19 protein-coding genes are annotated in these 23,813 nt (G+C 37.9%); 12 read left to right on the top strand and 7 right to left on the bottom strand.

Translation table 11 applies throughout. The features are described 5' to 3' along the window. Positions 1–80: 80 nt before the first annotated feature. Together MKX47_RS15680 and MKX47_RS15675 are read right to left on the bottom strand one after the other, a co-directional pair. Positions 81–383: a YunC family protein gene (locus MKX47_RS15680; RefSeq protein ID WP_340777846.1), complete on the bottom strand. Its 303-nt coding sequence runs from the start codon at positions 381–383 to the stop codon at positions 81–83. A 409-nt stretch (positions 384–792) separates the two neighbouring features. After that, the gene (locus tag MKX47_RS15675) at positions 793–2,070 is read right to left on the bottom strand and encodes an IS110 family transposase (protein ID WP_340775994.1); all 1,278 of its coding nucleotides are present in this window, start codon (positions 2,068–2,070) and stop codon (positions 793–795) included. Between the two features lie 337 nt (positions 2,071–2,407). Here MKX47_RS15675 and MKX47_RS15670 point away from each other — a divergent pair, with 337 nt between their 5' ends. From MKX47_RS15670 to MKX47_RS15650, 5 genes are all read left to right on the top strand, one after another. Next, on the top strand, positions 2,408–3,442 hold the full coding sequence (locus tag MKX47_RS15670) for a Wadjet anti-phage system protein JetD domain-containing protein (RefSeq protein ID WP_340775991.1): 1,035 nt from the start codon (positions 2,408–2,410) through the stop codon (positions 3,440–3,442). Next, complete coding sequence (locus tag MKX47_RS15665) at positions 3,426–4,919, top strand: replicative DNA helicase (RefSeq protein ID WP_340775988.1); 1,494 nt, start codon at positions 3,426–3,428, stop codon at positions 4,917–4,919. The genes MKX47_RS15670 and MKX47_RS15665 overlap by 17 nt, the downstream gene beginning before the upstream one ends. Next, a complete protein-coding gene (locus MKX47_RS15660; RefSeq protein ID WP_340775986.1) occupies positions 4,920–5,657 on the top strand; it encodes a DUF6063 family protein in 738 nt (245 codons plus the stop codon). A gap of 118 nt (positions 5,658–5,775) precedes the next feature. Next, entirely contained in the window at positions 5,776–10,044 is a 4,269-nt protein-coding gene (locus MKX47_RS15655; RefSeq protein WP_340775983.1) for a hypothetical protein, read from the top strand. A 339-nt stretch (positions 10,045–10,383) separates the two neighbouring features. After that, a complete protein-coding gene (locus MKX47_RS15650) occupies positions 10,384–11,379 on the top strand; it encodes a virulence RhuM family protein (protein WP_340775981.1) in 996 nt (331 codons plus the stop codon). 322 nt (positions 11,380–11,701) lie between these two features. Here the strand turns inward: MKX47_RS15650 and MKX47_RS15645 are convergent, their stop codons facing one another. The 3 genes from MKX47_RS15645 to MKX47_RS15635 all read right to left on the bottom strand — a co-directional run bounded on the left by MKX47_RS15645 (position 11,702) and on the right by MKX47_RS15635 (position 14,215). Next, on the bottom strand, positions 11,702–12,004 hold the full coding sequence (locus MKX47_RS15645; RefSeq protein ID WP_340777846.1) for a YunC family protein: 303 nt from the start codon (positions 12,002–12,004) through the stop codon (positions 11,702–11,704). Between the two features lie 171 nt (positions 12,005–12,175). Further along, complete coding sequence (locus MKX47_RS15640; RefSeq protein WP_340775978.1) at positions 12,176–13,015, bottom strand: YitT family protein; 840 nt, start codon at positions 13,013–13,015, stop codon at positions 12,176–12,178. Positions 13,016–13,360: 345 nt separating this feature from the next. Then, entirely contained in the window at positions 13,361–14,215 is an 855-nt protein-coding gene (locus tag MKX47_RS15635) for a malate synthase (RefSeq protein ID WP_340775974.1), read from the bottom strand. A gap of 582 nt (positions 14,216–14,797) precedes the next feature. Between MKX47_RS15635 and MKX47_RS15630 the strand changes: the two genes are divergently transcribed. Together MKX47_RS15630 and MKX47_RS15625 are read left to right on the top strand one after the other, a co-directional pair. After that, positions 14,798–14,965 (top strand): MarR family transcriptional regulator, encoded by a 168-nt coding sequence (locus MKX47_RS15630; protein WP_340775972.1) that lies wholly within the window; start codon positions 14,798–14,800, stop codon positions 14,963–14,965. Between the two features lie 82 nt (positions 14,966–15,047). After that, a complete protein-coding gene (locus tag MKX47_RS15625; protein ID WP_340777843.1) occupies positions 15,048–15,500 on the top strand; it encodes a GNAT family N-acetyltransferase in 453 nt (150 codons plus the stop codon). A gap of 126 nt (positions 15,501–15,626) precedes the next feature. Here the strand turns inward: MKX47_RS15625 and MKX47_RS15620 are convergent, their stop codons facing one another. After that, the gene (locus MKX47_RS15620) at positions 15,627–16,175 is read right to left on the bottom strand and encodes a GAF domain-containing protein (RefSeq protein WP_340775970.1); all 549 of its coding nucleotides are present in this window, start codon (positions 16,173–16,175) and stop codon (positions 15,627–15,629) included. Positions 16,176–16,436: 261 nt separating this feature from the next. Between MKX47_RS15620 and MKX47_RS15615 the strand changes: the two genes are divergently transcribed. Together MKX47_RS15615 and MKX47_RS15610 are read left to right on the top strand one after the other, a co-directional pair. Next, positions 16,437–17,081: a response regulator transcription factor gene (locus MKX47_RS15615; protein WP_340775968.1), complete on the top strand. Its 645-nt coding sequence runs from the start codon at positions 16,437–16,439 to the stop codon at positions 17,079–17,081. Between the two features lie 14 nt (positions 17,082–17,095). Then, a complete protein-coding gene (locus MKX47_RS15610) occupies positions 17,096–18,622 on the top strand; it encodes a sensor histidine kinase (RefSeq protein ID WP_340775966.1) in 1,527 nt (508 codons plus the stop codon). 67 nt (positions 18,623–18,689) lie between these two features. Here the strand turns inward: MKX47_RS15610 and MKX47_RS15605 are convergent, their stop codons facing one another. After that, entirely contained in the window at positions 18,690–19,430 is a 741-nt protein-coding gene (locus MKX47_RS15605; protein WP_340775963.1) for a hypothetical protein, read from the bottom strand. A gap of 333 nt (positions 19,431–19,763) precedes the next feature. Between MKX47_RS15605 and MKX47_RS15600 the strand changes: the two genes are divergently transcribed. From MKX47_RS15600 to MKX47_RS15590, 3 genes are all read left to right on the top strand, one after another. Next, positions 19,764–20,750 (top strand): LacI family DNA-binding transcriptional regulator, encoded by a 987-nt coding sequence (locus MKX47_RS15600; protein ID WP_340775961.1) that lies wholly within the window; start codon positions 19,764–19,766, stop codon positions 20,748–20,750. Positions 20,751–20,970: 220 nt separating this feature from the next. After that, positions 20,971–22,374 (top strand): hypothetical protein, encoded by a 1,404-nt coding sequence (locus MKX47_RS15595; RefSeq protein ID WP_340775958.1) that lies wholly within the window; start codon positions 20,971–20,973, stop codon positions 22,372–22,374. A 5-nt stretch (positions 22,375–22,379) separates the two neighbouring features. Further along, complete coding sequence (locus MKX47_RS15590) at positions 22,380–23,801, top strand: aldehyde dehydrogenase family protein (RefSeq protein ID WP_340775956.1); 1,422 nt, start codon at positions 22,380–22,382, stop codon at positions 23,799–23,801. Positions 23,802–23,813: the final 12 nt, after the last annotated feature.

Here is a 23,813-nt window from a genome sequence, read left to right as displayed (position 1 = left end):
CCAGTCATTTTTTTGCACAGGAAAATTTGCTGGATCTCATTTCCCCTAAAATTACATACGTATTTGGCTTTTAAACCAATTTAAATCAATTTTAATAACGCTTCTTCGCCAGTCATCCCTTCTTCGATGCCACACGCTTTTGCTTCGTATGTGATGGATTCTAATGGCGCTTTTAATAAGTCGTCGATTGTTCGTACCCCAACCGCGCGACCAGCAATGATTTTGCGATCGGCTAATTTTTCATTTAACAAGCCCACATCCAGTGCACCACACATAATGTAGCCACGTTCATTCGAAATTGTGAGCAATGTTGTTTTAGGTAACTGAACGGTAACAGCTGTAAATAAATTGCCTTGAAGATCAATTGTTTCCGTAAATACGATAACCTTCTCCTCCCTCTATAAATGTTGTTGTATCAATGTCTCACGCCATTTTTGAGTGTCTAAAAAAATATTTTTCGACACGTACACCTATCTTTATTTTGTAATTATTGATTTTTCTTACAATCCGTTCGAACGCTCCGCTAAAGGATGAACCATTAATTGGTAATGATCCTCCTGATCCCGTGCTGTATATTGATGCACTTTTGGATCTCTGCGTTGCTTATGATGACGGACCCTCCCATGTCTCTAGGCGTCTGTTTGCGCGTACATTCCTTCGTTCGGTCTATTCATAAGGCAGAGGCTGGCGATGCTCCTATAGGGACTCGTTTCAATTCATCACGGTCGGATGGAATAAATAATGCCGGCTTCTCCGTGTCATCCTTTTGACTTTCACTGCTGATGGTGCCGCTTATGCAGCCGTTTGAAGCTGGGTGAAATCCTTCATCATTTGTTGTTCGTTAAACATCATTTTCTTGTTGCACAAGGCGTGTAAAATCTTGAGTAATTTACCACACAGGACGACAATGGATTGTTTTTTACGCAGTGGATTGACGGCGCGTGTGGTGTAATGTTCGTGTAACGCTTTAAATGCTGGATTATGGCGAATCAAAGGCATCATCACGCGGAACAGAAGGGCTCGTAGCTTCCGTCTGCCTCGTTTGGAAATCCGCTTTTGTCCTTTTTGCTTACCAGAAGAGTTTTCGCGCAATGTAAGTCCCGCTAGCTTAATTAATTGGCGTGGATGCTCGTATTGCGTGAAAGAACCAACTTCTGAAAGTAACTCGACAACGGTTACGTCTCCGATTCCTGGTACCGATACTAAATAATCATAATCGGTCATTTGTTTGGCTAGCTCTGTGAGCTGAACCGTTAATTCATCGAGTTGAGCCTGCATCAATTTGATTTGGGAAAGCAGTGTGGCGATTTCATATTTGGCCATCACTAAACCTTCTGTTAGTCCAATTGAGTTTTGGGCTACTTCAACTAATTGCTTTGCCTTTGGTAGTTGAGGGCTTTTCATTCCCTCTACTTGGCGATATAAGAAGAGAAGCTCTTCGGGTGATTTCCCTTGAATATCCGAGGGTAATGGCGTCATTTCGAGCGCCGCATACGCCATTTTCCCAAAGTCCTTAAAGACTTGTGGAAACTCGGGAAAGAAGCGATCTAACCAACGAATGAGGCGATTTTGAAGCGCGTTTAAATCTTCTTGAATTTTAGAGCGCAATGTCGCGCCGTTTCGTAGTTCGGCTTCCACGCCTTCTAACAGCCGTGGATAGCTAAAGCGTCCATCTCGCATTAAACGTGCGATGACAAGCGCATCTTTTTGGTCATTTTTCGTCTGCAGGTTGTCGTCCAGTTCTTTCGAGCGGTTGACGTGCATTGGATTGACCATCACAAACGGAATTCCGTAATGCGTTAAAAACGCTGCTAAGTTCATCCAGTAGTGACCTGTTGGCTCAAATCCAACGAGGATTTCTTGTTTTTCATGCGCTGCTTTTAAGGCAAGCAAACGCTCGTAAAACCCTTCAAATCCAATACGAGATTGCAGGATTGGAAACGATTTTTGGAGCACACGGCCACGATCATCTACCGCACAAGCGAAGTGTTTGTGCTTGGCGATGTCGATACCGATTACTAAAGTATTTTCAGAAACTTGATTAATTTTTTGGTTCGTATTACTATTCATATACGGGTTCCTCCTGTGTGGTGATTGGGTCAATGAGCGTTGACACTCAAGCATCATACAAGAGGACTTTTTTTATTTCAAGCCCCTGAAAATCCTTCTAACAGGAATGCTCCTTTTATATAAATCATATGTAGCAGTGAAAAATAGGTACTTAATTTTATGTGCTGTGCTTCGGTTTTCTTTAAATTCATGAGGGGGGAGCTGCATAACACTACTCGATTTTTAAACGTTTATATTTTCAATTTTCATGTAGGTTTTGTTTCCTACCATATAACGTCCCCCTTTTGGTTAAACTCCCCTTGATTTGCTATACTAAAAATAATTAGGAGGTGCACGGTTGGAAGATCAGCTTATTCAATTTAAAAAGTCATTTATTACCCTCTCACAATTAGAACAAATTGTTGGAAGACCAGAAACGTATGAGAATTTCGCGATGCTAGTGCTGCAACTTGTAGACCAAAATTTACTGCAACCTGTGAAAAGCGCTGGACAAACCACTCAAACACCGAGACTTTACTACAAATATAAAATTTTAAAGCACTCCGCAAAAAAATCCCTGCGTGAAATAATCGAGCGTCTACAGTTAACACTTCATATGAGCATTTCATTAGATGTATACTATCGTTTAACGCAGCAACAGCTGGAGCAGGATTTACGATACATTGAAAAAATTAATCACTATATTACTACATATGGCTTGCCAGCAGTACCAGCTCCAGCACCTGAGCGGAGTCAGCAGCTTGTTGGAGATGAAAAATGGATACAATATAAGGGCGGTAGATGTGTATTAGAGCGGCTAGGATTATGGACGAGTATGCAAATTGTTGATGCAAAGGAGCCGTTACGTTTTGCTATAAATCCGCAAAATATTGGTCGCTCATCGCAATTTCATTTAATCGTCGAAAATAAAACAACATATGAGGCACTATTACCTGCTCTTTCAGCTACTTGCTTTACAACATTACTGTATGGAGCAGGTTTTGAAATTGTCGGTAGCTTTAGCTTATTTGATAAACAGCTGCCACTGCCAAATGTACAGCATACGTATTACTATTTTGGCGATATTGACTTTGCTGGGATTTCTATTTGGTATTTATTGCACAAGCAACAACCGATTGAGCTGGCTTTGCCGTTTTATAAGGCAGCTCTTACACACGAAGGTAAGCCGATTCCTAAGCAGCAGCTAATCGATGAAGAGGCGATCCAAGTATTTATGGGACAATTAAATCATGACACTAAGCAAAAGTGTCAGCAGCTACTAGATAAGCGGTTTTATATCTCACAGGAAGTGTTAGTGACAAGGACGCTTCAGCAAATATGGTGCGAAATGAGTGCGGATATAATGGAGGATTTGGATGGAGTGGAATTTTAATATTACGGCAGATGTGAAGGAACGTATGCGGCGCATTTTTTTATTTGAGCCATTACATGAGCTGTCGGCGAAGCGTCAAATAGATGAGGATGAGCAAGAAATCGATATGCGGATGCTTGGACTCTTAACGCTATTATATTTTTTTGAAATGAAACTAATGCGTGAAACGAAGATTGGTATAGATGAGGCAGCAAATTATTTACGCCCACTCATTCAAACGCGTTATAACGTATCGGATGAGCGAGTGTCTGAGCTAGTTTTTTTAGTAAAGAACACATTTCGACCGGCGAAAGGGTATTACAAAACCTACTCTTTTTTGAATTGGGAGACAAACCTAACAGAAGAAATTTCGTTTTCCTTTTTAAAAACAGACTTTTTTGATGCTAAAGAAAATCGGCAATATTATCAGCTAGATGATGATGGGCTGGAGCTTATATTTGCGACGAAGGAATATTTCCAGGAGTTTCAGTTATCTATTCATCAGCTAATGCTGCGTAAGCTTCTTGAAAAAGGAGAGCTGCAAGGCGCATTACGTCAAATCAATGAAATGCGTATGGATGTAGAGCAGTTGCATGAGCGAATGGAAAAGCTTTCGTATGAGATTAAACGCAATATTATTAATATGGAAACACAAAAGCGTTTTATGGAAGTTTTACAGGACCGGAATTTAAGATTGCAGCGGGAGAATACAGAGTTTGAGGAGCTACATCAATTCATTATGGAAACGAAGAAGGCATCGGAGTCGACAACAAATGAGGAGGACATCCGTGCATTTCGAATGCTTATGCAAATTGATGAAGCATTAATGTCAGTCCATGAGCAGCATCGAGCCTTATTGACTCATAGCTTAAAGCTTAAGCAAGAAGCATTAGAGGCAGCTGAGCAATCATTGTATAGCATTGGCATCGACAATTTTAATTTCGATAAAGAAATTGTATCAGAAATTGTAAGTACGCCATTGCCACTTGAATCAATGAAAGGTATTTTAGCTCCCTTTTTAAAAATTGGTCATGTGAAAACGTGGTCACTACTCAGTATATTTGGCGCACAGTCATGGTCGGAGGAAGAGCAACGTGCAGAGCTGGCACGTTATGAGGAAATTGTGTCAGAAGAGAAGCGTGAACAATATGCAAAGCAAGTTCGCGCATTGTACGGTGCCTACATGAAACAGATGCTCACATTTGCTGAAGGCCGTGAAAGCTGGATGTTGTCAGAGTGGCTAGACCATCTAAAACAGCATGAAACCTTGTCAGTAGATGAGCGATACTTTTATGATTTTTTAATGCTTTGTCATCAGCGTGCACCACTCCAAAAGGATGCACAAACAAACGATGAGCAATCGATGCATTTATTAGCAGAGGCGTCTCAATTGCTAGGTGAGCGTCAATTAGTGATAGAAGAGCTTCCAGAGATTTTAAGTGCAACATCACGTTTTACGATTCAAAATTTGCAGTTTAACTGGCGGGAGGTAATGTAAATGCTATACCAGCAGGAAAAAATTATGCATGCATTTGATATGTATAGTCAGCTTGCAATGGATGGACGTGTCAGTGGCGATGTTGTGCGTTTATTTAAAATTGATACGGACTTTCGGGCACTTGTTGAAATGTTTTGCAAGAAGGTACATGCCGTTTGTATTGAAGTGGGCAATGAAGTGCTACTTGTTCCTGAGACAAAGCTTTCACCCTTTCATGTGACGAATGAAGCGTTAAAGCGTGAGTATTTTAAATCAAAGGGACGCAATGATGATTTATATTTGATGTATTTCGCCACGATTTGTGTTATTGGTGAGTTTTATAATGCGTTTCATTCGAAAAATCCGACACGTCCATTTATTACGTTAGAAGAATGGATGCAGGCGATTGATCGTCGGATGGCTATACTTCGTGAATATAACGAAGGGACATTGAAGGAAAAGGAGAAGCAATATTCTTATCGCTGGCATATGTTGCTAGAAAAATGGGACGGGCTAGATGATGTCAAGGAAACGGCGAAACGACAAAGTGCCAATACAGTGAGTCGCGTAAGTTTTTTACATACGACGTGTCGCTTTTTAAAGGATGAGGATATTTTAGTTGAAACCGGTATGGGTGAGTATGAGCTCACAGAGAAAGCACAGGTCATTATCGGAAATTACTTTATGGATTCGGAATACAATCGTGGAATTATCGCCTTTTTATATGGCATGAAGGAGGAAGACGATGCCGACAATTAGTAAAATTCGCTTCGCTAATATTATTTATGAGCAAGGCTTAAAACGTTAACATGATGAAACCTTTCAATTTGATGCACAAAATGGCGCGGTTTTATTAGAAAATGGCGGTGGCAAGACCGTGTTTATACAGGCGGCAATGCAGGCCATTATTCCACATGCCTCTGTATCTAATCGAAATATTAAAGACACGCTCTATTTAGAGGAGGGCCCTGCTCATATTGCCATTGAGTGGCTATTAAACGAGCGACCACGTCAATATGTCGTGACGGCTGTGACGCTTTATACAAAAAACAATAAAATTGAGTCACTGCGTTATGTGTATGCGTACAGTGAGCGTGATAAACATAGCATCGATGCTATACCGTTTACAAAGCAGGAAGCAGGTATGCAATATCCGGCGAGTAAAGATGACATTCACCTGTATTATCAAAGTGTTGTGCAGCAAACTCCGATGCGTGCTAAGCTTTTTCTACAGTCGATTAAAGCATTTACCGATTATTTAGAAAGCAATTATTTCATCATTCGTGAGGAATGGGAAAATATGATTGTCATGAATAGCGCGGAGGGTGGTATTGAAAAGGTATTTGAGGAGTGTAGAGGAACACAGGAGTTATTTGATCGCTTGTTGATTCCTTCTGTTGAAAATGCAGATAAGCACTTTAATCCACTTAGTATGACCGATCAATTTGAAAAGCAACGTAGCAATTTAAAAAAATATAAAGAGTTTAATGAAAAGAAAATTGAATACCGTGCGATGCAGGAGCAGATGGACCGCTATGTCGATCGCTATCGTATTTATCAAGATGCGTTAACGAGCTATGAGGAAGAGCAACAGCGTACAGCATCGTATATGTCCTATTTACGCCAGCAAAAAGAAGAGACAGAGCAAGAGGTTGCGAGTATTGAGGACCGACTTAATAGCTTAAAGGACATACAGCAACAGCTATTAAGGCAGGACAAAGCAATAGAAATCTACGAACAGCAGGATAAACAACAACAACTTCAACAAGCGTTAGCCAATACACAACAGCTACTCCAGAGCATAGAGGAAAAACGACAATCTGTTCGGCATGAGAAAATCTCTTTAGAATATGCATTGGATGCTCAAAAGCTCGAGCAAACAAAGGAAACGATTGCATATAATCAACAAATGCTCCAACAGGAAAACGAAAAAGAAGATGTCAATGACTATCAAAATGAGCTAGAGCTGTTAAAAGGGCAATGGCTGTTTCTATTAGAAGGAAAAAAAGAGCAGTTAGAAAAACAGCAGCAACAAAAGCAATTCGAGGCCAAGCAATTAAAGGAACAAAAGCAGGAGATAGAACAACAACTAGATGCTGTTCGCCAAAAGAAAGAGGATACGAGCAGTCGCATGGCAAAAAATGAAGCTCTTATTGAAGATAAATCGAAGCAACTAGCCCGATTAAAAAGAGAATTAGTAGCAAATGAAAATGAACGAGTAGACGATTTACTAAAAGAGTGGAAAGCGCGTGTCTTACAACTAGAGCGTTCCATTCGTAAGCATGAGGATCACTTAAAGCAATTGCAACAGCAAGTAAATGACCAGCTTCAAACGCAACAATTACTCACTGATAACAAAGGACAGCTGGAAATTCAAATAGGTAGATTAGATGAGAAAATCAAGCAGCAACAGCAAAGTGAGACGGAAGCGAAAGAAGCCTTGCGAACAGTGCTCCATCAAATGAGTACGAGTGCATCGATTTATGACCGTGCAACGAGTTATACAAATCAGCTGCAAGAAAAACGGACGCAATTAGAGGCGGAGCGTGCAGATAAACTTGTGCTAGAACGTAAGGCAAATCGCTATTTAGACGATTATGGTGCTCAAAATCAGTTTTTTGCGGATGCTTATGTAGCAGAGCAAATGCCGCAATGGTCACAGTTTACCTATATCCAAACAGGTGTGGAGTATATGCAAACACTCGAAGAAGAAATAATGCATCAGACCTCCTATCCATTTTGGGCAATTACACTCATTACAACGGCCCATGAAAAGCAGGCATTAATTGATAAAGTACATGTCATCGCCGATAAACTGACGACCCCCATTATTGTGCTAGCACGAGAGGAAGCAAGGAGATTAGTGCAAGGAGAGGCGTTTGATGAATCATGGATTGCACCGTTATTTTGGCGTGACCATGTAGATCAGGAAATGTTTTTACAATGGAAGCGTAATGCGATGCAAGAAGCAGACCAACTAGAACAAGAGCGTAAAAAAGTAGAAGAAAAGCTTAATATGGTTCATCGCGTGTCTGAAATTCTTACTTCATTTTTAAAAAAGTATCCATATACGTATGTCAATGATTTAACAGAGCAGCATTTTCAAGCGACGGAATCTTATAACAAAACGGTTTACGACTTAAAGCAGCTAGTGCAAAAAATAGAAGAATGCCAACAATTATTGCAGCAAGTAACAAACATCCACCAGCAGGAGAAAGAAGAATTACAACACTTACAACTCGATCGTATTCCTAAGGCACAAGAGTATATGCGCACAGAAAAGCAGTTGCAACCACTACAAGAGCAATATGAAATGGACAAAGCGGAGGTTACGCATCTACAACAAAACATCACGCAGCTTGATCAGCAAACAAAAGACCTACAACAGCGGTGGTTGGATGTCGTGAATGAAGAACGTGATGTAACCTACACGATAAACCGCGACATTTTAAATCACGATATTTATCTGGAAAAAACTTCGTTACACGCGCGGCCAACAACATTATCGGAGCATGAGCTAAATCTACAGGTAAAGCATATTACCAATGCAATTAATCAAGTATCAGTGACTATTCAGCAATTAAACGATCACATCGCAGAGCAAGAAAAATTACAAGCACAATACGCGCATATGCTTAAACAAAGGCTTGAAGAATATCCAAACTTAAATTCCAAAATGGCACTACCAATTCAGCCTGAGGAGCGCATTAAATCGTTGCAAAAAGAGCTGAAGCATCTACTCGATGAGCAACAAAAGCCAAAAAAAGAGGCGCAACAGCAGGACACTGAGCTACAGCAGCTAAAAGGAAAAATCATCGTATTACTTGAGCAATACGATGGTGACCTTCCAGTACGCACACAGCCTTTAGCGCAATTACAAAAAACACTGCAACTAGAGCAAATACAATTAGAAGAGCAGCAAACCTTTTTGAAAAGTGAACATGAGCGCTTGCATAAACAAGCAATGAAATTAACAGATGCCGACGACAAATCACGTGAGGCATATTTTGCTCATCAGCTCAATCAAGTCAAGGAACTGTACCCATTGTCAAAAGAACAGCAAACAGCATTTTTATATGAATTTGAAAAGGAGCTAAAACATCTATTTGCGAGCTTGACGGAGCGCATAAAGGAAAAACAAAGTCAGCAGCAAATGATTGAAAAGGAAAAGCAGCAGTTCCGCCAATTTTGTGCAAGCTTACAGGACCAAAAGTTAAGCAAGGTAACGATAGACGGCATTGAAAACCGTTATACGTATAAAGAAATAACAGAGCATCAGCAGCTCATTCGTCAAACGATTCAACATGCCATTCATTTGGCAGATACGGCCATTCAAGAATACGATAAGGATCAGCAGCAAATCATTCAGTATGCCGTTCAACAGCTTGTGCGTGTACGTCACAATTTACTAGAAATCCCGAAAAAAACACGTATTCGCACAGAGGACGAAACGAAATATATTTTCCAATTTTCAATCCCTGAATGGGAGGAGCACGAGGCGAAAGAGGCCATTCGTGATTATATTAACTGGATTCTTACAACATTGGATCAAGATAAATATCGCGATGAGTACGGCAATGAAGATGTCGCAGCGATTCGTAAGTTTTTAGAAAAGTACTTACAAACTGTACCACTTTTACGACAAGTACTCGGCAATAAAAAAATGCAGGTGAAATGTAGAAAGGTAGAAAGTGAACGCCACATTTCTACAAATTTCTATAGCTGGGAACAGTCTAATCAGTGGTCAGGTGGCGAAAGCTGGAGTAAAAATATGGCGCTGTATTTAGGTATTTTAAAATTTATTTCAGAAAAATCAGGTGGTCCAAGCAATACAAAAAAAGATCGTGTCCTCATACTCGATAACCCATTCGGTAAAGCATCGAGTGACCATGTGCTAAGCCCAGTCTTTTATATTGCGGAGCAACTTGGTTTCCAAATGATTGCCCTGACCGCCCATGCAGAGGGGAAATTCATCGCTGATTATTTCCCAGTCGTGTATAGCTGCCGATTACGCTCTGTGCGCAATGCCTCACATCAGGTAATTCAAAAGGAACAGCAACTCAACAAAGCTTTTTTTGCGGACAAGCAACCAGATGCCCTACAATATGTGGGCGAGAAAAAACAATTGTCTTTGTTTGATGAGTGAGTACGGCGACTAGATATAAAAATTTAAATAGGAAAGCCTCGCCTATACCATCGAAAAAGCGGGGTAAATTAAGAGCTCAACAGTGAGACTAAGTATCAGCCTAAGCTCTTTAAAAATTGAAAATAGCAAATGGTTCTCTGACATGCTGCTCCTACTTTCGGTGAATAAAAACGCCGTAACGTTGTGAACTTTCCATCTTTATGGCATTTTGTGCTGTCATGCCGGTTTAATAAATTCTTGTATTGCTCATCTACTTATAATAGATATTACAAAAGTTGCTCAAAAACCTATATATTACTACAATCATAGTGATAGTACTAATATACGAGGGGTGAGATAATGCAAAATGAATCAGATTTTTTAATGTATCAAACCGAAAACGGCGACACGAAAATTCAAGTGCGCTTAGAAGATGAAACCGTTTGGATGACGCAAAAATTGATGGCAGAGCTGTTTCAAAAAGGTGTTTCAACAATTAATGAGCATATAAAAAATGTTTATGCTGAAGGTGAACTTACTGAAGAAGCAACTATTCGGAAAAACCGAATAGTTCAGGTTGAAGGTAGTCGAGAAGTAGAGCGGGAAGTAACTTTCTATAATCTTGAAATGATAATAGCAGTCGGGTATCGTGTCCGTTCACATCGCGGTACGCAATTCCGACAATGGGCGACAGAGCGTTTAAATGAATATATGGTCAAAGGATTCACGATGGATGATGACCGCCTAAAAGACATGCGTAATCTTGGTGCAGACTACTTCGATGAATTACTTGAACGGATTCGCGATATTCGAGCATCAGAAAGACGCTTCAACCAAAAAATCACGGACATTTATGCAACATCGATTGATTATGATCCTAATTCAACGATTGCAAGAGAGTTCTTTGCAACGGTGCAAAATAAGCTTCACTTTGCCATTCACGGACATACAGCTTCTGAATTAATTGTAGAGCGCGCGGACGCAACGAAGCCGAATATGGGATTAACAAACTGGAAAGGCGATAAAGTGCGCAAAAATGATGTGACAGTTGCGAAAAACTATTTAACACAAGATGAGCTAAGTGACTTAAATCGTATTGTAACGATGTATTTGGATTATGCAGAGTTGCAGGCGAAAAAGAAAAAACCGATGCATATGAAAGATTGGGCACAAAAGCTGGATGCATTTTTAGAATTCAATGAGCACGATGTTTTATCGAACGCAGGAAAAATTAGCGCAAAATTGGCGGAACAAATTGCTACTGAGCAATATGGAATCTTTCATCAACAGCGATTAGTCGAGCCAAAGAAGGATGATTTTGATAGGTTTATAGAGAGCAAGGATTATGAAAAATAAAAGAGTATCAGACGATGAGCGCCAACAAATGCAAATAATAGAAGCGGCGATAGAAAATAGGTGTCATCCTTCAGAAATTCGATATCAATCTAAATTATTAAATATATAGTGTAGTAAGCACTACTAAATAAACGAAAAGTACTAAATGCAACAACAAGCTTATGTTGTTTTGCGCTTAGTACTTTTTTATATCATTATTCTAAATTACTTGAAACCGAGCATATTTCCACGTAAAGTGGTTATTCATACCGCCTATTTATAAACAATTATGAATAACAACCCCAGAATTCGGTGGTGAATCAATTACATACATATTTGGCTTTTAAATCAATTTTAATAACGCTTCTTCGCCAGTCATCCCTTCTTCGATGCCACACGCTTTTGCTTCGTATGTGATGGATTCTAATGGCGCTTTTAATAAGTCGTCGATTGTTCGTACCCCAACCGCGCGACCAGCAATGATTTTGCGATCGGCTAATTTTTCATTTAACAAGCCCACATCCAGTGCACCACACATAATGTAGCCACGTTCATTCGAAATTGTGAGCAATGTTGTTTTAGGTAACTGAACGGTAACAGCTGTAAATAAATTGCCTTGAAGATCAATTGTTTCCGTAAATACGATAACCTTCTCCCCCTTTTATATAAATCATATGTAGCAGTGAAAAATAGGTACTTATTTTTTAAGTGGTTTGCTTCAATATTCATCTAATTAATGAATGACAGCAGCACATTCCGATAAAAAAGCCGCGCAATCAATTCCGTTGCGCGGCTTCATTCGTTCATATATACAGCTTTAGGACTTCGATAGCTCGATAAAGCCTTTTCCAAATACATCACGTACATCATGGACTGCAATAAAGGCATCCGGATCTACCGTTTTTACGATATTTTTTAGTTTAATGACTTCTTGTCGGCTAATAACGATATATAAAACTTCCTTTTGTTCCTTCGTATAATAGCCATGCCCAGCCAGGACTGTTACGCCACGATTCATTTTATAGCTTACTTGATCCGCAATGGCATTAGGATTTTTTGAAATGATGGTCACCGCTTTTTGAGGGTTCACACCTTCAATGACGAATTCCATCACCTTTGTCCCAATGTAAAGCATCATAATCGTCAGCATCAGTGCTTCTGCGCCAATAATGAAATAGGACGAAAAGGCGACGATTAAATCGAAAAATAGTAGCGCGTAGCTAATATTCCAGCCGAGGAATTTATTCGCTATTCTCGCTAAAATAGTCGTGCCAGCTGTAGTACCGCCAACACGGATAATTAATCCAATCCCAACACCAATAAAAACCCCACCAAAAATAGCATTAATCATAATTTCATCTGATTGAATCGACCAAGGCTCTGTTAAATGCAGGAAAAAGGAATTGAAGACAACGGCGATAATTGTATAAATTATCGTTTGCCTATTAAGGAATCGATAGCCAATCACTAATAGGATGGCATTGATTACAAGACTGACAATACTAGGCGACCATTCCATTACATAATAAAGAATAATCGTTACACCTGTTACACCGCCTTCACCTAAATTGTTTGGAATAACGAATAGGTTGACTCCAAGTGCAAAGAAGAATGCCCCGATTATGATTATCAAAATATCAATTGAAACTTTTTTCATTTTTTACACCACCGTTTAGAACTAAAATTATATCTCTAGTCCATACATTTTAAAATATTGCTAGAGAATAAGATAACGTCAATCGATTTTTTAAATAGTCTGCAAAAGGCTTGTTCCCAATCAATTATTCATAGTACCATCATTTTTAAATTCTGTATAATCAGGGTGCTTATGTACTTCATTAATACAAAAAGAGCGAATCCTATAATAAGAATTCGCTTTTGATAAATAATTATATTAACATCACATATTTATTAGCAAACAGAGCAAGGTACTGTTCAGCATTAGTGATAGATGAGAGAATATGTCAGTCTCCTGTCATTGTTATTAGCTTTGGGCTAACGTCTAAATTCGCATTAATGCGCCATTAGGCTTTGGTAACTCTTGAGCTGTTATCTGATTCATTTTACAAAAATGTTTAAAAAATTGTTGTGCCAATTCACGTTCATTTGGGTCACTTTTCAACGAAACGATATCAAGCAAAATTTGAGCCATCCATAAATTTTTAAAATAACGGTATTTACCTGTATTCCATGTCATTTTTTCGGGGAATTTTTCATTTATATAATATTTCCAGAAAAGCAGCTGATCTGATTCCTGTTCTGTAAGTTGAATTCTATATTTTGAATGAGCAGGAATATTTCCATCTATACAAAGCTTACCGATAAAATCTTCATTCACCATATAGACACCTAAGATACGTCTGTCTTTTTCAGGCATACCGGAATCTATTGCTGTTAATAGGACAGCGCTATTTTGGTGCAAGCGGCTCGGTTTATTTGGCTTTCCTTTGTTATTCCCACTTTTTAATACGCCTGAAAAAACTTCCCACTCAGAAAAGGAACTATTCTTTTCTTCTGTGTCACACCAGAAAACCATTTGTGATTCGGGATGAAGTTTATGATTTTTCATAAGTTTTTCGTGTTCCCAGCGAAGTTCGATTTTTTTACGTTGTAGCTTTTTTTCCTCTTCTTTCTTCGATTCTTCCTCCTTTCGTTCCATTTCCTTTTTCTTTATTATTTTTTCGAGTGAAAGAGCATCACTTTTATCATGTAGTTTTAAGTACTTTCCAAATACATCAGGGAAAACAAACATTTTATTTTCCGAAGCGAAATGTATTTCAATACTAGAATCATTTTGTTTAACTATACTACCCGTACCAAAATGCTTGTGTGTAACTTTCTTATTGATTAGGTTCATTATTCTAGTCCTCCTTATGGAATAAAAATTCGTTTACTATTAGATAGAAAATAAATAATTTTATTCAACTAACTCCTTTCAAAGCTCGCACATTTGTTTTATTTTTTCTTCCGCGCTTAAAAAGGATATTAAAAAAACGTATCCAAATTCTATCTGCAAAAAGGACAGCGGAATTCGAAATACGATTTAAAAAAAGTTATAAGACTATTGTAACATTTTTCTGAAAATTTGTAAAATTATTATTGACAATGTATTTTATTGTGAGGTAAAATAAAATATTTATTCTCTAAAAACCATTGAAGTAACTATGAAATAAATGGCTTCAAAAGTTACGAAACTTCTGGAAGGCACCCATAAATAACCACTTGATTACCGGTGATACGCATACGAGGGCTTTATGATATAAAAATAAGGGGCGGGATTGAAAATGGTCTGTATGATGAAAAAGGGGAATTATTTGCAGCTAATTTTCCAACTATGTCTAAGTCTTTCTTTATGTATGAGCTCTGACAGCTACCAAAATTAAATCGCAATTTATTTCGCCACCCTTTATTAATAACGAAGTAAGTATTTAATCTCGAATTGATTCGAACGGGCATTACTTTATCAACCAATCTCGCGCAGCATTTGCAGGTTTCAACAAGTGCAGTTAGTCAATTGCTTAATAAGCTGGAAAATCAAGGCTATATCGAGCGCACAATTAACCCGAAAAATCGGTCCATTAAATTTAAAAAAAGTAGAGGTGCTTAAGATGGAAGAAAGCCAATTTGATAAGTTAAAACAAAACGTAAAGGAAACAAATGAACATGCCAAGCCAAGGAACATAGAATGGATGATTCGGCAGCTTAAGAAAGGTGAAAAGCTTCCTATGGACTTACTGCTTTTAGCTGATCCATCAGAGCAAAGTGTCGAAAAGTATATTCATAAAAGTGAGGTGTATGTAGCAGTTGAAAACGAGGATTTAATAGGTGTATTTGTTTTGCTGGAAATTGCTCCAGGTAAAGCAGAGCTGATGAACGTGGCGGTCGCTGAGTCTCATCAAGGAAAAGGACTGGGGAAGGCGTTAGTTTTGCGTGCAATTGAAGTGGCTAAAATGCGGAGAATGCAGTCAATGGAGCTTGGGACGGGTAACTCTAGTATTCAGCAGTTAGCGCTTTATCAGAAGTGTGGATTCCGTATGAAAGAAATTCATCATGATTATTTCATCGACAATTATGATGAGCCGATTTTTGAAAATGGGATTCAATGTCGGGATATGGTGAGGTTGGGGATTAAATTAAAATGATTGATACCAACAATTTTATGTTTAGCTAAGTAATTTCTTTTGTAAGAATAAAATAAATAGAACCCTAAAATGACTAAAGCCTCGATTCGATTATGAATCAAGGCTTTTTAAATTCTCGCAGTTCTTTTAAATAGAAGACTTCAATATATTGAACTTTCCATTAGAACTTTCAATTGCCATTGAAGCGAGTTTGCTATAAAAATGGGTAGTACATAATGTTTTTTCATCTGGATTGCCTAGCTCTCTACTATACAAGGCGATTGTACCTAATAATTCTTTATTTGGAGAGAGAAGAGGGATTGAAAAACAAGCGCGAAAACCATGAACAATGGCAGTGTTTCGATATTTTTCTAAAATCGGATTCGTTTCGATATCTGATACGATAACGGGTTGCTTTAAATAGGCAGCAGCGCCACAAGAACCACCATAAGGACTTACTTCTACGGGCTCCATAGATTTGATAAAGTTTGTAGGAAGAGAGGAGCTTACTGTTTCACCTAATTGATTGAGTGTGGGATTGTATAACATGATGGACCCATATAGGCTACAAGAATCGCATGAATTTTCGATACTATTTATAATGAATGTTAGGATTTTAGTTAATGGCATACCAGATGAAATCATATGGATAATCGCGGATTGATTTTCAAATAAGGATTTCTCAACTGTAATCATCATTTTTACCCCTTTTCAAAAAAGTTATGAATTAGACGAAGTGTTCTTATGTACTATTATTACAATAAATGTGAATAATCACTATAAGGGAAAGCCCTAAGTGTAAATATAAAAATCCCTATACTTTACTCGTTCATTACCTAGATTGGGTGGGCTATTCACCCTAACCTGTAAAATTAATCAAAAGTCCCTGTGTTTAACCAATATATGTGAAGAATATGGTATAGTATTTTTAAAGATTCTAATTGGGGAGGTGCAAGTATGATTTCAGTATTACTTGCCGACGATCATGCCATTGTACGCTCGGGAATAAAACATATGATTAATAGTCAAACAGATATGAAGGTAATCGATGAGGCTGAGAACGGAGAAGAAGCCGTTCATAAAGCATTAGAAAAAAGCCCAGATGTTATTATTATGGACTTAAATATGCCCAAAAAGAGCGGTCTTGTTGCAACGAAGCAAATTAATGAAGCGAATAATCAGGTGAAGATTATTGTTTTAACGATGCATGAAGGGAAGGAATATCTCTTCCACGCATTGCAGGCAGGAGCATCTAGTTACTTATTAAAAAGCTATCATGAAAATGATTTATTAGAAGCGATACGGACGGTATACCGCGGAGAAGCTTACTTATATCCGAATGCGACAAAGCTATTATTAGAAGAATATATGAAGAAATCTGTTGACGATGACAGCGATTTGCAAAAGCTAACGGGTCGTGAACAAGAGGTCTTATCTTATTTGGCTAAAGGCTATACCAATCGGGAAATAGGAGAAAAGCTGTTTCTATCCGTAAAAACGATTGAATCCCATAGATCCAAAATTATGGATAAATTACAGCTGAAAACACGTCCAGATTTGGTGGAATTTGCAGTGAAAAATGGCTATTTAGAGTTTGATTAAGGGAGCACAGGCAAATGGCAGCTTTAAGGAAACAGGAAATTAAATTTATCATTGTCGCAATTTTTGCATTACTTTTGCTGTTCCGCTTTCAAATGGCACACATATCTGGTGATGTAGATACTCATTTTTTATTACTACATACATTGCTTGAGCTATTTAGTATATTTGTTTCTTTTTCTTTATTTGTACAGGCGTGGATTACTTATTCTACCCATCGATTGAAATCACAATATTTTATTGGGTTAGTGTTTTTAGCGGTAGGTTGCTTTGATTTAGCCCATACATTTACTTATAAGGGAATGCCTTTTCTCGACGATGAGTTTTCTGCTACTCGTGCCACATGGTTTTGGATTGTTGCACGATTAATCGAAAGTGTTGGTACTGCTCTGTTTGTTTTTAGACCAAACCAAATGCTATTTATTAAACGTGGTGCGGGTCTTTGGGGAACTATCCTATTTGTTAGTATTTGTACAACGACGATTCTTCTAGTGCCTGAAAAACTACCAGTTTTACTTAATGAACAAGGGGTTACAGGGCTTAAAGTATCGTTGGAGTATGTAATAAGTGCGACGATTTTTATTACATTTATGACTTTATTGATAAGATATATCAAATCGTTGCAACCAGCCCTCGATTTGTTACGCATGATATTTGCCTTATTTATCATGATGGTGGGAGAGCTGTTCTTTACCCTGTATACGCATGTGTATGCGATTGAAAACCTATTGGGGCACTGTTTCAAATTTATTGGCTATATTTATATTTATCGGGCGATTTATTTCCCTGAAATTCAGCAAATATTAACTGATAAAGAAAATGCAGAAAAGCAGCAGATGGAAGCTGAGCTGAAGTTATATGAGGCTGAAAAAAGTTTATCCAGACAAGTGTTTGAAGCACATGAAGAGGAAAGAAAGCGTGTATCGAGGGAGCTCCATGATAGTATCGGCCAATCGCTATTTAGTATTTTAGTTACGCTAAATACGGTAAAGAAAGAGCAATCCGCAGATAAAAATGAAGAAATCCTACAAACGACAAAGCTGATGACACAAGAGGCGATGAAGGAAGTAAAAGAAATTGCCCGTTCATTAAGACCAAGCACATTGGATGATTTAGGGTTTATTCCAGCGGTGAGGTCCTATCTCGAAACATACAAACAGATTCACAATATTTCCGTTCATTTTGAAATCAATAAGGGCATCGGGAGATTAAAGCCAGAAGCTGAAACCGCGCTTTACCGAATTTGCCAGGAAGCGCTGAATAATACAGCGAAATACGCGAATGCAAGCGAAGTCTTTGTATCGATCAAGATGGATGAGGATTCAGTGAATTTGACAATTAAAGATAATGGTATCGGATTTTGCGTAGAAGATTATTTAAAAAACGCACAGCGAAAAGGGATTGGTTTATACAGTATTAAGGAGCGAGCAGAAGGGGTAGGTGGTTCTGCGAAGTTTTATTCTAAAGCAAATGAAGGAACAACGCTCGAAATTTTCGTCCCGAGAAATGTGGATGAAAAAGTTGAAAATGCACGATTCGCGTAAGACAATACTCTTTTGTAGAAGACATCGGTCTCAGTCTTCTACAAAGGAGTTTTTTTGTTCATGTTGGCTAATTGATTGTTTCAAGAACCAGATTAACTGTAGTGTCATCTTTTTCTACAATCTCTACATTTTCGATGCTGTCTATTAATTCTTTAAACAGTTGATAATTGGATGAATGGTTCAGCTGTTGTGCTAAAGCCTGTCCTTCAAATGAGGTTACGATTTGTTCTTCTTGTTCATTAATCGTGATCGTTAATGAGACAACGGTTTGAAGGTTATCAATCAATTGAATCAAATGCTGAATGAATCGATAAATTTTATTTTCTATATTAAGGGGCTGTCTTTTAAGTGTTCCTTTAAAGTCAATGTCGATCGTTAGGTTATGATTGTCTTTGAGTAGTTCATAGTAAGATTTAATAGCCCCGTAAGGTCCCAAATCCTGCATACATATGGGATAGACACGAATGGAAGCTTCTTTTAACTGAAGTAATTGTTTTTCAATTTCTACTTTTAGTGAAGCTAAATACTTCTTTGCAGATTCGGATTGGGCTTCCTGATTTAATGTACGGATTCCTAATAAGGAGCTGTATAAAATTTGTTCGAGAGGATCCAATGTTTCTTGAGCCAATTGATGCTTTTCGTTCTCTTGGAAATCCCAAATTTGATTAATCATCTCATTCTTTTGTTTGAATAACTGGAGGAGTTCTTCATAGTCGTCTAAGATTTTAATCGTTAATTCAGATTCATTAGGGCTTAGTTGGGATCGATAATCTTGAGCTAGTGGTTGAATGTCATCAAAACGTTTCATCACTATGTACACTCACACCTGTCATGTTATTTTCGTTTTACATGACCATTATCTCGCAATTTTCTAACGGCTATCAATAAGGGTTTTCCCTATACTTTTAAAAAAGCTTTTAAATTTATTCTGTTGTGTAAAAGTTTCTAGTGAGATTATCGACGGTAACAGTGTTCTTAAGTAGTATATGAAACTATTGCTTTCGTCAAAACAATGCAATCGATTATAATAAAGAAACAATAGATTTTTGAATGAGATTTTTTAGTAGGTAAGGAAGTATAAGTTTGTCAATGTAATCTAACTATAAAAAATATGATTAGTGAAGTAAAAAGGGGTGAGAAAATGGTTTCATCAAAAGATGTTGCAAAGTATGCTGGGGTTTCGCAGACGACCGTATCGCGTGTGCTTAATACGCCAGAGCGAGTAAAAAAGCCTACATTAGATAAAGTATTAAAGGCAATTGAAGAGTTAAATTATATACCAGATGCAAATGCGCGGTCACTTGTTCAGCAACGAACGAAAACAATTGCGTTATTATCGGGTCCTTTACATAATCCATTTTTCGTGGATACTACAACAGCTATTGTCAATTATGCAACAGATCATGGCTATAAAGTAAATGTACAATTCGTAAATGACAAAAATCTGAATGAGGCATATGCAACAGCAATTGCTACAAAAGTAGATGGGATTATTCTTTCGTGTATTTTGTATGATGATCCAATATTTGATCGTTTAAAAGATATGAATATCCCATTCATAACATATAACCGCAAGCATAAAAAAAATGAACAATTTGTTGAAATTGATAATTTTGAAGCGGGATATTTATCGGCGAAACATTTAATTGATCAAAAACATACACAGTTAGCATGGGTAGGGGGACCGCTAGAAGTAAGTACCTTTAAATATCGGTATGAGGGATTTTTAAAGGCGTGTAATGATTATGAGATTCAGCTTCCACAGGAATATATTATTCAAACAGATACTTCAAAAAAGTGTTGTTTTGAAGCGCTTGAGAAATTAATGGCTTTGGAAAATAAGCCAACTGCAATTAGTACAGGCTCTGATTCGATTGCATTAAATATTTTAGATTATGCGACAAAATTAGGCATTGCTGTTCCAGAAACATTAAGTATTGTTGGTATTGATAATGTTGAATTAAGCCAATATGGCAGTATTCAATTAACAACAGTAGGAAGCATTTCAGAGCGTAATTTAGGTTTACTTGCTATTGAAGAATTAATTAAATTAATAGAAAATAAAAAAAAATCTTGCAATAGTATTACTGAATCTGTTAAAGTTTTTCCAAGAAGTACGACGAAATAATAAAGCACTTATAAAAAGTTGCTTTATTTATTTTTCTATAAAATGAATACGTAACCATTTCGTTTATATACAAGAAATTAGTTTTTTGAAGCCTGAAAGATGAACAAAGTTAGGGGCTGTCCATCTTGGGATTAAACTTTATTTTTAAATGACTACGTATTCATATAGTTGAATAGTATTTCTAACAAAATTATTTCACAAGGTGATTGGGGGAAAAAGTATGTTGTGGAAAAAACGAAAGTACGGAGAGGAATCTCCATATATTCCAGCTGGGCCATTTAAAATTAGAATTCCATTTATTCACTATCGATTTGAATGGCCAGATTATGTGCAAGGATTATTAATGTGTGCGGTAGATTTATCTGCCATTCCATTATTAACAGCACTACTAGGAATGCCATTTGAAGTAGCTTTAGCGATTGTTGTATTAAACGGATTATTTTATTTGCTACACCATTTACTTGGGGATCCAGCAGTGCCAGGTTGGATTACACCTGCCATTCCATTAATTATTTTATATTGTGAGCAGTTTCCAGAAGGACCAGAGCGTGTACATTCACTCATCGCCTTTCAGTTAACGCTTGGTATATTGAGTTTGATATTAGGTGCAACAGGGCTAGCGGCAAAAGTAGTAAGCTTAATCCCATCAGCGTTAAAAACAGGAGTTATTATGGGGGCAGGTATTGCAGCTGTTATTAGTGTGTTCCAGGTTGGTGGGCGTTTTGATTCCTTTCCATGGACAATTTCTATCGCAATTGGTATCGGGTTTTATTTATTATTCTCGAAACATTTCGTTAATTTTCAAAAACGAAATATGTTTTGGGGAACGGTTGCCAAGCTAGGTATCTTCCCAGTAATTATTATTGCAGTAGTAGTTGCACCGATTTTTGGTGAAGCACCATGGCCAAAAATTGAATGGGGCTTCTCATCTCCAGACTTTATGACGTTATGGAATGAGTACACAGTATTCGGTCTAGGCTTCCCGCCAGTTATGATGTTTGTGACAGCGCTCCCAACAGTATTAGCAACATACATCGTATTATTTGGAGATGTCTTACAAAATAAAGTATTAGTAGAAGACGGCGCGTCGAAGCGTCCAGATGAAAAAGTAGAATATTCACCAAGCCGTGCACATTTAATTTTTGGTTTACGTAATGGATTCATGAGTATTTTAGGTCCGGATGTAACGATGTGTGGTCCTACTTGGTCAGCAATGCAAGTTGTCATGATTGAACGTTACAAAAAGGGTCGTAAAGCAATGGATTCCTTCTTCGGGGGTGTTGGCTCATTCCGTTGGGGTACAAATACTGGGCTATTATTATTACCAATTGTTGGTTTAGTAGAGCCGATTTTAGGTGTCGCATTAGCGCTAACAATGTTAATTCAAGGTTATGTAAGTGTAAAAGTAGGTATTTTAGAGGCACGTAGCCAAACAGATTTAGGTATTGGGGGCATTATTGCAGCAGTGCTTTGTATTAAAGGTGCAGCATGGGGCTTCGCAGTAGGGATTATTCTATGCTTATTAATTTATGGTCGCGATTTCTTCCGCGGTGAAGTAGACGGTACATTTACAAAAGATCAACGTAACAATCCATATTCAAAAATTGAACAACAGGAGGGATAAGTTTTATGCAAAAACAATTATACATGAATGGTGAATGGGTAGAAGGACAGCAATTTGCTGACCTTTACTCTCCACATACAAAAGAGCTACTCGCTCAAATTCCACAAGCGACAGCTGAGCAAGTAACGCAAGCGATTGACTATGCAGAAGCTGCTCGTGTTGAAATGGCCAATTTAACAGCACTTCAGCGTGCAGAAATTTTGGAACATATTGCTCAGTTATTTAAAGAAAACCGTCAACGCGCGGCAGAAATTATTTCACTTGAAGGTGCGAAGCCAATTAAATTTGCATTAGCAGAAATCGATCGCACAATTGAAACGTATAAATTTGCGGCAGAAGAAGCAAAGCGCTTAACAGGTGAAATGATTCCAATGGATGCAGCAAAAGGTGGAGCGGGACGTTTTGGTTACACAATACAAGAGCCAATAGGCGTTATTGGTGCAATTACGCCATTTAACTTCCCACAAAATTTAGTGGCTCATAAAGTAGGACCAGCAATTGCAGCAGGGAATACAATTGTTCTAAAGCCAGCTTCACAAACGCCACTTTCAGGATTGTTTTTAACGGAGCTTATTGCACAAACGAACTTGCCAAAGGGAGCGTTTAATTTAGTTACTGGTGGCGGTCGAGTTGTAGGGGACGCACTTGTGACAAGCGATAAAGTAAAAATGATTACATTTACGGGTAGTCCTGCAGTAGGCATCGGCATCCGTAATAAAGCAGGTTTAAAGCGTGTTGCATTAGAGCTTGGTTCAAATGCTGGATTAATTATTGATCGTGATACAAATATTGATGAAATTGTAGCGAAATGTGTAGTTGGCGCATTTTCGAACCAAGGGCAAGTATGTATTTCGATTCAACGTATTTATGTTTTAGACGAAGTAGCTGAACAATTTATAACAAAATTTATTGCGGCAACCAAACAGCTCAAAGTGGGGAATCCACTTAAGGCAGATACTGATATTGCGGCAATGATTCATGCTGATGAGCAATTACGCGCGCAAAGCTGGGTAGACGAGGCAGTTGCAAATGGCGCCGAATTGTTAACAGGTGGCAAAATTGTCGAAGGTATTTTCGCTCCTACAATTTTAAAAAAAGTGGCAGCGATTGAAAAAGTTAACTGTCAAGAAGTATTTGCACCAATCGTTAGTGTAAATATCATTTCTTCAATTGAGGAAGGTATTGCGGCAATTAACGATTCAAACTACGGTCTACAGGCGGGAATTTTTACAAAAGACATTCAAACCGCATTCAAGGCTGCGAAAGAGCTTGAGGTTGGAGGCGTTATAATTAACGATATACCAACTTATCGTGTCGATCAAATGCCCTATGGTGGCGTTAAAGAAAGTGGCACGGGTAAAGAAGGGCTTAAATATGCAATCCATGAAATGACAGAATCAAAATTAATCGTTTGGAATCAAGCGTAAGGAGGAATTCAT

The organism is Solibacillus sp. FSL R7-0668 (assembly GCF_038006205.1).
Classification (GTDB): Bacteria; Bacillota; Bacilli; order Bacillales_A; family Planococcaceae; genus Solibacillus.
The sequence above is the reverse complement of the archived record's forward strand: the minus strand, read 5'-3'. Positions and strand labels throughout refer to the sequence as shown.

Coding starts and splice junctions, on each gene's coding strand:
- MKX47_RS15675 (WP_340775994.1), bottom strand. CDS start 2,070: ATGAATAGTAATACGAACCAAAAAATTAATCAAGTTTCTGAAAATACT.
- MKX47_RS15665 (WP_340775988.1), top strand. CDS start 3,426: ATGGAGTGGAATTTTAATATTACGGCAGATGTGAAGGAACGTATGCGG.
- MKX47_RS15660 (WP_340775986.1), top strand. CDS start 4,920: ATGCTATACCAGCAGGAAAAAATTATGCATGCATTTGATATGTATAGT.
- MKX47_RS15650 (WP_340775981.1), top strand. CDS start 10,384: ATGCAAAATGAATCAGATTTTTTAATGTATCAAACCGAAAACGGCGAC.
- MKX47_RS15640 (WP_340775978.1), bottom strand. CDS start 13,015: ATGAAAAAAGTTTCAATTGATATTTTGATAATCATAATCGGGGCATTC.
- MKX47_RS15635 (WP_340775974.1), bottom strand. CDS start 14,215: ATGAACCTAATCAATAAGAAAGTTACACACAAGCATTTTGGTACGGGT.
- MKX47_RS15625 (WP_340777843.1), top strand. CDS start 15,048: ATGATTCGGCAGCTTAAGAAAGGTGAAAAGCTTCCTATGGACTTACTG.
- MKX47_RS15620 (WP_340775970.1), bottom strand. CDS start 16,175: ATGATTACAGTTGAGAAATCCTTATTTGAAAATCAATCCGCGATTATC.
- MKX47_RS15615 (WP_340775968.1), top strand. CDS start 16,437: ATGATTTCAGTATTACTTGCCGACGATCATGCCATTGTACGCTCGGGA.
- MKX47_RS15610 (WP_340775966.1), top strand. CDS start 17,096: ATGGCAGCTTTAAGGAAACAGGAAATTAAATTTATCATTGTCGCAATT.
- MKX47_RS15605 (WP_340775963.1), bottom strand. CDS start 19,430: ATGAAACGTTTTGATGACATTCAACCACTAGCTCAAGATTATCGATCC.
- MKX47_RS15600 (WP_340775961.1), top strand. CDS start 19,764: ATGGTTTCATCAAAAGATGTTGCAAAGTATGCTGGGGTTTCGCAGACG.
- MKX47_RS15595 (WP_340775958.1), top strand. CDS start 20,971: ATGTTGTGGAAAAAACGAAAGTACGGAGAGGAATCTCCATATATTCCA.
- MKX47_RS15590 (WP_340775956.1), top strand. CDS start 22,380: ATGCAAAAACAATTATACATGAATGGTGAATGGGTAGAAGGACAGCAA.